Origin of the sequence: Azospirillum thiophilum (genome assembly GCF_001305595.1) — a bacterium.
GTDB classification, from domain to species: Bacteria; Pseudomonadota; Alphaproteobacteria; order Azospirillales; family Azospirillaceae; genus Azospirillum; species Azospirillum thiophilum.
The window spans coordinates 323,272-334,757 of sequence record NZ_CP012405.1; the positions used below are offsets into that span (position 1 = coordinate 323,272).

An 11,486-nucleotide genomic window follows, 5' to 3' on the forward strand; every position below is an offset into this window, starting at 1 on the left:
TCATGAGCAACATTCCACCCGACGCTTCCTCTCCCTCCCCCTCCGGCCATCTTGCGGTGGAGGGGTCTCCGGCCTTCCTTTCCGGGCTGGGGTTCTACGATCCGGCGCTGGCCAAGCGGCTGAAGGATGCCGCCGGGCGGAGCGATGCCGGGGCGCGGGCGGTCCTCGCGGCGCTGATCGATTCGGCCGACCGGGCCCTCGGCACCCCCTTGCGCACCGTCCTCCAGAAAACCGAATGCGCGCCAAGCGGCGATCCCAGGGATTATCACAGCCTGGCGCCCTACTGGTGGCCGGATCCCGACACCAAGGACGGTATTCCCTACCAGCGGCGCGACGGCGAACGCCTGCCCGAAGCCGATCTGCGGGCGCCGGAAAGCCTCAAGTTCGACGTCTCGCGGTTCCAGGGTGTGTTCGACGATGTGACGGTCCTGGCCTGGGCGCACCATTTCACCGGCCGGGCGGATTATGCGGAAAAGGCGCTGGCGGTGGTCCGCGCCTGGTTCCTCGACGAGCAGACGGGAATGAATCCCAATCTGGATTACGCCCAGGTCCGGCGGGTCCATCGCCGCAACCGTGGCCGCCCGTCGGGAGTGATGGAAGCGAAGGCGATCGCCTTCCTTCTGGACGCGGTTTCGCTGCTCTCCGCCGCCGGCGCCTTCCCGGACGAGGATCGGGCGGCTCTCACCGATTGGTGCCGCCGTTACGCCGGATGGCTGGAAAGCAGCGACTCCGGCCGCAAGGAATGCGCGGCCCAGAACAATCATGGGACCTGCTTCGAAATGCAGGCCCTGTCGCTGGCGGCCTTCCTGAAAGACGCCGACGCCGTCCAAAAGGCGGTGGAGCGCTGCCGGGGCCGCCTCGCAGACCAGTTCACGCCCGATGGTCGGCAGCCGCAGGAGGAAACGCGCTCCATCCCCCTTCATTACCGGCTGTACAACCTGCAAGCCTGGTGCGTGGTCATCCATCTCGCCCGGCGCAGCGGATGCGATCCGGCCCCGCCCGGCTCACCGGCCCACCGGATTTTGGCGGGGGCGGTTCGGGACGTCATACACGACGTCGGGGTCTGGCGCCGCGACGGGAGCAGCATGGAGGCCGGCGACTGGAACATCGGGCGGCGCCTCGGCCGTGGAAAGCTTGGACTCCTGGTGCGGGCCGGCGCCACTCTCTTCGACATCCCCGAGCCCGCTGGCATGCGCGCCGATCCCCACCCCACCCGTGACCCGATCTGCTGGGAACTCGCCTTCGGCTGGCTTCCTCCCTCCGAATCAAGCCCGCCCGACCCCGTTTCCCCCTGAACCCCGTCGCCGCGCGGGGCACGAACAGGGAGCCGGCATCAGGGAGCTGGCGGCACCCGCCCATCGCGCAGCGTGTCGAGCAGGTCGAGATAGCGCGGCAGGGTCACGGTCGTCAGGTCGTACCGTTCAACCACGGTGCGGCGGGCGGCGGCTGAAAACGCCGCGCGGGCGTCGGCGTTCCCGAGAACGCCGACCACCGCGTCGGTCAGCGCGGCGGTATCGAAGAAGTCCACCAGCCGGCCGTTCTCGCCGTCGCGCACAACCTCGGCCACCGGTGGCGTCGCCGACCCGACCACGGTGCAACCGGCGGCCATCGCTTCCAGCATCGACCAGGACAGGACGAAAGGATAGGTCAGATAGACGTGGGCGGAGGAGACGCGCAACGCCGACAGGAACGTGCCGTAAGGAACCTGGCCGAGAAAATGAACCCGGCCAGTGTCGAGCCGGCCACCGAGTTCGGCCAGCAGACGCTCACGGTGGCAGGGGGCGCCGGCCAGCGGCGGGCCGTAACTGACCTCGTCGCCGCCGATGACCACCACCTGCGCCGCCGGGCGGCGGCGCAGGATGCCGGGAAGGGCGCGCATGAACTCTGGAAAACCGCGATAGGGTTCCAGATTCCTGGCGACGTAGGTGACGACTTCGTCGGCGGCTGTGAGCGACCGTCCGCAGGGAAGACGAAGACGGGCCTGCGGATCGGGGGTCACCGTCCGGGTATCGACCCCCTCATGGATCACCGAGATGCGGCGGCCGATATCCGGCGGATAGAGCGACCATTGCCAGGCTGTCGGAGTCTGGCCCCAGTCCGCGGCATCGGCGCCCAGCAGGTTGATGACATTCTTGGTACGCAGCCGCGGCCCGTCGTTGGGCCGCAAGGGGGCCGCAGGATCGAAGCCGACATCGGCCTGCCGGGATCGGTAAAAGAACTCAAAATAGGCCAGCAGCGGAACATCGGGCCAGACATCCTTGATGTAGAGCGTTTCGCCCCAGCCGTTGTGGCCGATCACCAGATCGGGGGTGAAGCCCTCCCGCTTCAGCCGCAGGCACAGCTCATGCACCATCTGACCGGCGATCACCCCCGCCTCCAGGTCGAGAAGGTAATGGTGCAACCCCGGCGTGGTCTGCCGGAACGGTTGGTAGGTCAGCATCTCGACGCCGGGGAGCGGTTGGGCCGCGTTCTGGGTCACGAACACGACCCGGTTCCCGGGACGGGAGGCCAGATGCCGCACGACATGGCGGTATTGGCCGGGGCTGTTCTGATGGATGAAGAGATAGCGCAACGGCCTAATCCAGGCTTCGGTGGGCGATGGCGAACAGTTCGTATTCGGCGGTTCGCCGCAGGACCGTCGTCCCGGTAAAGCCGGCCTCGGCGAGGAGCCTGGCAAGCCGTTTGCGGGTGAAGCCCGTCCGATGCGCCATCAGCGTGCGGCCTGCGGCCAGCAGCGGGGAAAAGCCGAAGACCATGTCGATCGGCCGCACCGGTCCACTGGCCGCGACATAGAGCACCTCTTCCGCCAGGTCGTTGGCGATCAGCGCCGCGACCGCCTGCAGATCGGGGGTGGCCAGCATGAGCACCCCGCCCGGCCGCAACACCCGGCACAGCGCCGACAGGGCGGCCGGCACCTCGTGCGTTTCCAGATGCTCCAGCGTGTGGGAAAGCCACAATGCATCCGCCGCGCCATCGGCGATCCCGTCCAGTTGCGGCAACGCGGCCAGCAGGTCGGGCCGGCAGGACGGATCGGCGTCCACCCGTACCTCCCGCCAGCCGGGGGCGGGAAAATGCTCGCGAAGCCGGGCATCGGCACCGGGGCCGCAGCCGATGTTGAAGACCGATCGGGTCATCAGCGACCGCCGCCGACCGGCCGCGCGACCAGCCTGATGTTCATCCCGATCAGCGGGTCGCTGATAGCGTCCGACCGGCAGAGCGCTCCCCCGGCGAGAGGGCCGACCCGTGCGCCGCTGAGGAACAGTCCCTCGGCCATGCACTCGAAGGCGGTCGCTGCGGCGCCGCGAAGCCGGATCGCGAACCCCATGAGCGGGATGCCGAGCCCCCGGGTGCCGCACAGCGTGCCGGCCTCGATCCATGGCGACTCCCAGCCGGCGCCGGTGATGCAACGGTATTCCATGGCGTCCGCGGCGACGGCTCCGCGCGGCATCGCCGCGAAGGCTTCGATCCACAGCCTTTCTTCCGGACAACCGGCCCAACCCTCGCCGGTGGCCGCCTGGTCCCCCCGGTTGCGGACATGAGCAACCAGATCGACCGTGGCGGTCACGGCCAGGACTGGCCGTTGCGCTGCTCCCCCCTCCAGCGTCGTGGGCGCGCCGGCCAGCCGGCTTATCTCCAACGCCAGCCGCTCGCTATCGCCCTCTTCGGTGTAGGACGTGAGGATGAACCGGCCGATGCCGCCGCTCACCTGGACCGCAAGGGCATCGCCGACACGGACAAGGGCTCCGGCGGATCCCGGCGCCGCCCCCATCATCGCCACCTTGGCGGGATTGCCAGGTGCCTCGGCGAACAGAATGAAGGGCATGGTTCCGCCCGGCGCGGCGGCTGGACCGCCGGTCACCTTCAAGGCATAGAGGCCGGGTTCGAGCGACAGACGGCTGGCGGCGGCGCAGAGCCCGCCGGCTGGCGGCGGAGCAGCTGGAAGGGGCAGGCTCATCATGGAGAGCGATCCGGGGGAGGGAGACAGGGAACGGTGCCGCGGCAGGCTGCAAGCAGGGCATCGTTGACGGCCCCGGCCCCGCTGTCCAGAGGCAAAAGCCAGCCGCCGCCCAGGTCCCGGATACGTTCGGCCATCGCCCCCAAATCGAAGGCGAGCACCGGCAATCCCGCCGCCCAGGCTTCCGACAGGGCGTAGCACCAGGTTTCGGGCCAGACCGACGGCAGGAAGACGAGATCGGCTCCGGTTTCCGCGATCAACCCGGCGGCTTCGCCTTCCCGGTAGGGACCGGTCACGAAAACCTGACCGGTCGCGAACAGACCGACATCGTCCTGGGAATGCCCGACCAGAATGAACTCCAGGGGCAGAGCACGGGTGGCGGCGTCCCGCGCGCAGTCGTGGAGGACATGATAGCCCTTGTGGGCGCCCACCGCACCGATCACGCAGATCCGCCAGGGCTTCGCATCCGTCCCGCCCGGCCGACCGGCGGGACGGCGCGGAATTGGCGGGCGGACATCATCCCAGGACCGAACCGTGACGGCTGCCCCTGGAACGTGCCGCCGGATCCGGTCGGCGGCGTCCCGGCTGGGTGCCAGAACTGTCCGGGCGTTGCGGAGAAGCGTGGCATGTCGGGCACGGTATCCGGCAACCGACAGCCCTCGCCCGAAACGTGAACCGTTGAGGGCGACGCAGCGTGTGCAACGCCCGCCATCCTCCCCCTCGTCCGGGCCGCCGCAAAAGCGGCCGGACCCGTCGATCATCGTGATCCGCGGGCAGATCGGGCCGTAATCGTGGAGCACGACATCGAGGAGCACGCCCAACCGCCCGGCGAGCTCATCGACCATGGGATCATGGTTCAGCAGATGATGGATCTCAATCGCCGCAACTCCTGCCCGAAGAAGAAACTCGCACAGCGCCTCTGCTTCCGTGGCGGGCGTGAACACCAGATCCTTGAGGTCGGGCTGGTCGTAGACCTCGACCCGGCAACGGGCGGGCCTGCCTGCCGCCGGCGGGTGGGGCCGCAGGATCAACGTCCGCAGCCCATCGGCCTCCCTTTGCCGGCAGCGCTCCTCGACATGCCGGGCGACGCCGCCCCCGAGGTCGAAGGTGACGAGAAGCAGGACGTTCCCGTCCGCTCCCGCCGCCACGAACCGGGCCTCGTCCAACCGCCGCCGGGCGGCGGCCAGCGGGTCGGCGGCGGCGAAACGGCGGATGAGCCCGTCATAGCCGGGATGCAGCGCGTTGAGGGCGGCGAGGTTGCGGGCCAGAAGCCGGGACTTCTCCGAACCGAAGGATCGGCTGCCGACATGCCCCACGAAAACGTCGGCCGCAGCCACGTGACGCCAGCCCATCCGGCGCGCCCGCAGGCAGAAATCATTCTCCTCGCCGTAACCGCGTCCAAACCGTGTTTCCGACAGTGCCCCCACCTCGTCCAGGCAATCGCGGCGAAGATACCAGCAGAAACCCACGCCGGTCGGGATCTCCACCCGCAACCCGGCATTGGCCGCCGCCGCCAGGGCGTCGCGCGCGGCGACACCGTCCCGATCGGGGATCGGGCCGCCGCCTGACGGGTAGCTGAGAATGGAAGCGTCGTTCGACAGCGCGGTCGCACTGCCCACGCCGGGGGAGCTGTACGCCGCCGCCCGCAGCCGCCGCCACCAATCGCCGGCCGGCAGCGTATCGGCGTTGAGCAGGATGGCGTCGCGATCGGCATGGACCGCCAGCCCCCTATTGGCGCTGGCCGGGAAGCCGAGGTTGGATGGGTTGCGGACGAGATGAATGCGCCCCGACGCCGCCAGCGCGCGAAGTTCCTCAGTCAACCCGGCATCGGGACTGGCATCGTCGATCACCACCACGGTCCCCGGCATCGTCGCCGTGGTGTCCAGCACCGCCGCGATGCAGGCCATGGTCTCCGTCCTGCCACAGTAGACAGGAATGACGACGTCCACCCCTGCCGCCATCCGGGCCTGGGCCTGCCGCGGCGGTGGCTCGTCCACCGGCATGGGGATCGGCGGCAGACCGGCGGCCAGCACCCGTCGCCATGCCTCGCCATCCTTCGGCGTCCCGAGAACCCGTGCCACCGCCGGCCAGTCCGTCCACCCGACCGGACTGCCCTCCAGGGGAATGCCCGCGGCGGCGACCCACAGGCGTCCCGGCGTCAATCCGCTGTCGCCGAGGTCGAGGTGAAAGGCCCCGCCCACGGCCGTCACGATCCGCTCTCTCGCCCTTTCGTCGATCACAGTCACGGTCATATCCCGGCCGGGACCGCCGGGCCGCCGAACCCAGCCGGTCAGCCGGGATCCCGTCAGCGACACCTCTCCTTCGATCGCCCGGCGCCCGGTTCCTTCGGAGGATGCGGTGCCTACAGGCGCTCCCAGGAACGCGACCTCTCCGAGGAACAGCGCGACCGGCTCCCCGCGCCATCCGGGCGGCATCGGCAGAGCGAAGCCCGCCAGAAGCACATCGGGGCACCCTGCTCCGATCCCGAAACGCTCCAAAAAGGCGGCGGGCAGCTGGCCGTTGGGAAAGAGCGTTCCGTCCGCGACGCCCGCGATCCGCAGCGACAGGCCCGGACCGCTGCAGACCCGCATGGCACCAATGATGCGCATGGTGTTCGGGGCGATTTCATCCAAAGCCATCCATCCCGGAACCGTGCCGGAGTGAACCGCCTGATCCGCCAGCCCGGCCAGAATCGGCGTCCGGCGAACCGGCAGCCGGCCGAGCAGACTTTCGACAAGAGCTGCGGCAGCAGCCGCCTCTCCGGTCAGGAACCGGGCAGACGCGAGCGCCATTTCCGCCTCGGTCCCCGCACCCATGGCCAAGGATGCGTCAAGATGCGGAATCGCCTCGTCCGCCCGACCGGCGGCGATCAACAGGGCGCCGAGAAGCGCGGCCAGCGACGCATCATCGGGCGCGACACGTCGGGCGCGCCCGGCATAGCGCAGAGCCGTCGCCCTATCGCCTGTGGCCGCCGCCGCGCGGGCCAATGCCGCCAGCGCTATGCGATGGCAGTCCGGAACACCGAGGAGAATACGGGCAAGCTCCTCGGCCTCGCTGAACCGTCCTTGGTCCAGCAGGGCGTCGAGGCGTTCGGCAGGATCGTCGCTGGCATTGATCGGCATCCCGCACCCGCAGCCGGCGATGCGTCAGGCGAAATGGGACGTGTTGAGCCCCGTGAAGCCGACCAGCGTGATCTGGGTTCCATCGGCCAGCGCGATGATGGTGTTGCCCCCCTGCACGACAGCATTTTCGACCAGGCTGGCGGCACTGACGCCATAGCCCTGGACTGCCAGCTTGTTGCCGGAGGACGCACCGAAATCGCCGATCATCGAATGCCCGCCGCCAAACACCGTGGAGAATACGAAAAGATTGTTGTCGGCGCCGCCGAGCAGCGTCGAGTTTCCGGTTCCACCGATGACCGTGTCGTCGCCGCCACCGCCGCGCAGGGTGGAATTCCCCGAACCGCCGACCAGCAGGTCGCCGCGCGAACTGCCGGTCATGTCGGTATTGCCCGTACCGCCCATCAGCGTAACGGTGCTGGCACCCGACACGGTGGATGCACCTTCGCCGGCAAACATCGCGGTGTTGCCGCTGCCGCCGACCAGAAGACCTTGGCCGGTGCCCCCCAGCAGCGTGGAGTTGCCGGCGCCGCCGAACAGCGTGGAGTTGCCGGCGCCGGCCTGAAGCACCGAGTTGCCGCCGCCTCCGACCAGAATTGAGTTGCCGCCGCCGGCAATGATGGTGTCGTTGCCGGTCCCGGCAAAAACAGTGTCGTTGCCGTTGGCATAGACGAGGTTGTTTCCGCCGAACAGCCCGACCGTGTTGTTGCCGGCGCCGGCGGATATGGTGTTGTTGCCGTTGGTGGTGATGACGACATCGTCGCCCCTGCCGGCCACGATGTTGAAACGATCCGTCGCCTTGGCTTCGGCCGCGGTGCCGATGACAGAACCGCCGTCGCCACCGACCACGGTGCCCGAACCGGTGCCGGTGTTGATCTGGGTCCCGGAGACGTCGTTGCCGACCAGCAGCCGGTTCTCACCCGCCCCGCCGGCCACGCTGACTGCCCGTTCCGTGTCGGTGACCACCAGGACCGAATTGTCCCGGCTCACCGCGGCGACCGTGTCGACACCCGAAACGGTGACGACCTCCACCTCGGTCCCGCTGCCGTTCCAAACCGATGTGTTGACGATGGACGGGTTGGAGAGAATCGAAGTGATGGCCGAAGAGGGCACCGTCGTCGTCGGCGTCGTCCCGGTGGACGAAACGGTTTCGGTCCTGACGACTGTGGTCGAGAGCGTGGACATCACGTTGGTCACGCTGGCGCCGTTAATACCGCCGCTGATGGTATCGATGGCCATGGATGCCGACTTCGCTTCGTTTGTCGCCGCAGGGTTGCTATCCTGTGCCAGGATTCGCTGTTACAGCGTATCCTAGGTTTTCGTAGGAGTCCTTATAATAAATTCGACTGATTGTAACACGATTCCGCGCCCAGCAGCGCCCTCTCGACCCAAGCTTCGGTGTAGTCCAGCCGGACCGGCGAATAGCGGTGCTCGTCAAACGCAGCACTTCCCGATTGGGTCAGCGAGTTCTCGTGGTGCAGACCGATGGCGAGACAATCAGGCAGCGAGCGAACCGCCCCCCAGCCGTAGCGCATCCGGATACGGGTCAGAAACTCGGAATCGGCGCCCGTCCGAACCTCCTCGAAAAGGCCGACAGCCTCGACCAGCTCCCTTCGGAACAAGGTGGATGCCGGATTCAGATGTCCGTACCCTCCACCCCGGCGGAAGACGATGTGCCCGTCCCCCGTCATCCGCAGCCAGTTCGACGTCGAGCACGCCACCCTGTCGTCCATCGCGTCAAGCTGGCGCCGCAGATGCGCGGGATGCATCCAGTCGTCCGAATCATGAAAGGCCAGGAACGCACCTTTCGCCTGTTCGATACCTCGGTTCTTGGAAGCGTAGGTTCCCCGGTTCGCGTCATTTAGGATGACGGTGACCCGCGGGTCGCGACGGGCGAGCCGGGCGATCACGGCCTGAGACCCGTCGGTGCTGGCATCGTCGATGATGATGAGTTCGAGATCGCCGATGTCCTGAGCAAGGACGCTGCCCGCCGCACGCTCCACGGTGGCGGCCGAATTGAAGCAGGACATCATAACCGACACCTTCGGGAATTCCCCCGACCGGTCGCGGGCGGCCCTGTGGAAGGCGAAGGGAGCGGGGATGATCGAGCGGTCGTGGCTATCGATCTCCAACCCATGCATGGCGCCGTACATCCGCAAGAGGGAGAACCATCCTTCCCGGTCGCCGCGGTCGAGAGCCAGGTTGGCGAAGCCCGGCAGATGCTCGCCCTGGAGGCCGGACAGCCCGGCCGCCCGGCTGAACATGGCGGTCGCCTCCACCGGCCGGCCGTCGGCGCGCAGGAACTCGGCGACCATGAGCGCTTCGTTCTTGTCCATCAGCGGGTTGTTGAACAGGGCGACCCCGGCGAGGGTAAGCGCGGTTTGACGGTCGCTATCGAAAACCGCCGACAGATAGCGGACGAGCAGATCGCCGCGCGTCGGAACCTCGTGGAACGCATCCCGGCACAGCCGCGTTCCGACGGCCTGATTGCCGCTCCGCAGTGCCCAGCGCGCGGTGAGCCCCATCAGTTCCAGCCGATCCGTCTCTGCCACAACTTCCAGATAGGCGGCATCGTCGAGAATCCGGGTTCCGATCGCGAAGGCACTTCGGTTGGCGTTGAGACTGGCGAGAACGCGGGCCGCCTCGATCATCAGATAAGGCCGCAACGGCCCGGCAACCGTCCAATCCCCCCGCTCGCACGCCCGGTGCAGAAGGACCAGGACCAGTCGAAAGTCGGACTTGCCAAGAGCCCGCATCATCTCCCTGGATTTGCCCGGATTGTCGCCCGCCTGCAGCCCCTTGGCCAAATCGCCGATCCGGCACAGATAGGTTCCATGCCGCCCCTTGACCGACAACATCCGGTCCCACCAGCCAGCCAGCCCACCGGGCGAAACGCGGAAGGACGGATCGGGCGAGGCCAGCGCCTCGCCGAGGTTTCCGGCCGCCAGGATGGTTCTGTTCGCGTCCTTCAGCAGCCCATTCCGGGCTGCATCCTCACGCAACGCGCCACGGAACAGCTTGTCGGCGAACACCACGGACACCATGGCATGAAGGCCGTCCTGCGCCTGCCCCGCCTCCCGCGCTCCATCGGTCAGGGGAAGCGCAGACAGCAGGGCGTGCCGGATCGTCGGCGGCACGGCCACGTCCCCAGCGTCCCGGCTCCGCGATTCCGTCGAGGCCGGGCAGAGTGCCGCATCGAACAGGCCGCGAACCAAGGCGTCCCGCTCCGGCAAGGGCCGGTTCTGATTTCGGACATGCTGTCTGAGAAAGAGAACCGCTTCGCGGATCATGGACGTATGATTGAATTGAGCTGACCACTGATAATCCAATTAAGTGGCACAAAGCCGGGCAGGCGTCCAGCCGATACCGTGGCCGGAACATCATGCGCCGGAAGTCAAAACCTGTTTGCAGCGGGCTTGTGCCAGCCGGTGCTGAGCGGGATGCTACTTTAAGCAGAAGAGAGGTGTTGCGCCGGGCGGCTGGTCTGGTAGGGCGGTGGGCATCGTCAACAGCCATTCGAGCCACATTTCATGGGCAGCGCCCTTCGTCCCGCAAGCACCACGCCGGCGTCCTGGGACGCGTTCTCCGACGTCGATGCCTTCGTCGAGGAGGTGCTGGTCGAACTGGCGGCGATGGCGGCCGACGGCACGCGTCGAGCCCGCACCGGGGCCCAAAGCGTCTCTCACCGGAGCCGGGCTGCGCAAGGCAATCATGGCCATCTGGTGCGTCGGCTTCTGCGGCATGCAATGGCGCGCCATCGGCCAGCTCACCGACATCCCGTTCGGCACGCTGTACACTCTGTTCGCCCGCTGGACACGGCTTGGGCTGTGGCGCCGCTTGCTCGATCGGCTGCGCCGCACATGGCGTCTGGCCTGCGGCGATACGGCGGAGCCGAGCGCGGTGGTGATCGACAGCCGCACCTGCCCAGCGGCTCCGAGTTGCTTTGCGCGTGGCGTGGACGGCGGCAAGAAGATCCGTGGCGTGAAGGTCCATATTGCCGTCGAGAAGTACGGCATTCCGCTGGCGATCGATGCAGCGCCGGCCAACGTGCACGACACCAGAGGCATCGTGCCGGTGCTGCGCCAGTTCGCCGGATGTGGCTTCCAAGGGCCGGCCATCGGCGATCTCGGCTATCGCGGCGAACGTCTGGCCAAAGCCGCGGAAACGTTCGGCATCACGGTCCGGCCGATCGCCCGCGGCCGCAAGGGGGTATTCATCCCGACCGAGATCGCCTGGGTGGTGGAGCGCTCCTTTAGCTGGATCAGACGCTACCGGAGATTGAACACCATCGTCGAGCGGACGAAGGAGCACCTCGTCGCTTTCGTCCAAATCGCCTTTATCTCGATCCTCGCACGGCGCCTGAAGCGGCTCGTTCCCCAGGAGGTCAGCGCATAACTGCTGCAAACAGCTTC

8 protein-coding genes are annotated in these 11,486 nt (G+C 67.7%); 2 read left to right on the forward strand and 6 right to left on the reverse strand.

What is annotated here, in order from left to right:
* The first annotated feature begins 2 nt into the window (after nt 1-2).
* Nucleotides 3-1,295 carry an alginate lyase family protein gene (locus tag AL072_RS27515; RefSeq protein WP_082109363.1) on the forward strand — a complete coding sequence of 431 codons (1,293 nt, stop codon included), beginning with the start codon at nt 3-5 and terminating at the stop codon, nt 1,293-1,295.
* A gap of 38 nt (nt 1,296-1,333) precedes the next feature.
* On the opposite strand, the gene AL072_RS27520 is transcribed toward AL072_RS27515, so the two are convergent.
* The 6 genes from AL072_RS27520 to AL072_RS27550 all read right to left on the reverse strand — a co-directional run bounded on the left by AL072_RS27520 (nt 1,334) and on the right by AL072_RS27550 (nt 10,364).
* On the reverse strand, nt 1,334-2,572 hold the full coding sequence (locus AL072_RS27520; protein WP_045585605.1) for a glycosyltransferase family 4 protein: 1,239 nt from the start codon (nt 2,570-2,572) through the stop codon (nt 1,334-1,336).
* Between the two features lie 4 nt (nt 2,573-2,576).
* A complete protein-coding gene (locus tag AL072_RS27525) occupies nt 2,577-3,134 on the reverse strand; it encodes a class I SAM-dependent methyltransferase (protein ID WP_045585606.1) in 558 nt (185 codons plus the stop codon).
* The gene (locus AL072_RS27530) at nt 3,134-3,958 is read right to left on the reverse strand and encodes a hypothetical protein (protein WP_052710429.1); all 825 of its coding nucleotides are present in this window, start codon (nt 3,956-3,958) and stop codon (nt 3,134-3,136) included. Before AL072_RS27530 ends, AL072_RS27525 begins: the two co-directional genes overlap by 1 nt.
* On the reverse strand, nt 3,955-7,077 hold the full coding sequence (locus AL072_RS33835) for a glycosyltransferase (RefSeq protein WP_052710430.1): 3,123 nt from the start codon (nt 7,075-7,077) through the stop codon (nt 3,955-3,957). Before AL072_RS33835 ends, AL072_RS27530 begins: the two co-directional genes overlap by 4 nt.
* A gap of 24 nt (nt 7,078-7,101) precedes the next feature.
* Complete coding sequence (locus AL072_RS27540) at nt 7,102-8,313, reverse strand: calcium-binding protein (protein ID WP_144428392.1); 1,212 nt, start codon at nt 8,311-8,313, stop codon at nt 7,102-7,104.
* Between the two features lie 92 nt (nt 8,314-8,405).
* Nucleotides 8,406-10,364 (reverse strand): glycosyltransferase family 2 protein, encoded by a 1,959-nt coding sequence (locus AL072_RS27550; RefSeq protein ID WP_052710432.1) that lies wholly within the window; start codon nt 10,362-10,364, stop codon nt 8,406-8,408.
* 421 nt (nt 10,365-10,785) lie between these two features.
* On the opposite strand from AL072_RS27550, the gene AL072_RS27555 reads away from it, so the two are divergent.
* Complete coding sequence (locus AL072_RS27555; RefSeq protein WP_144428393.1) at nt 10,786-11,469, forward strand: IS5 family transposase; 684 nt, start codon at nt 10,786-10,788, stop codon at nt 11,467-11,469.
* Nucleotides 11,470-11,486: the final 17 nt, after the last annotated feature.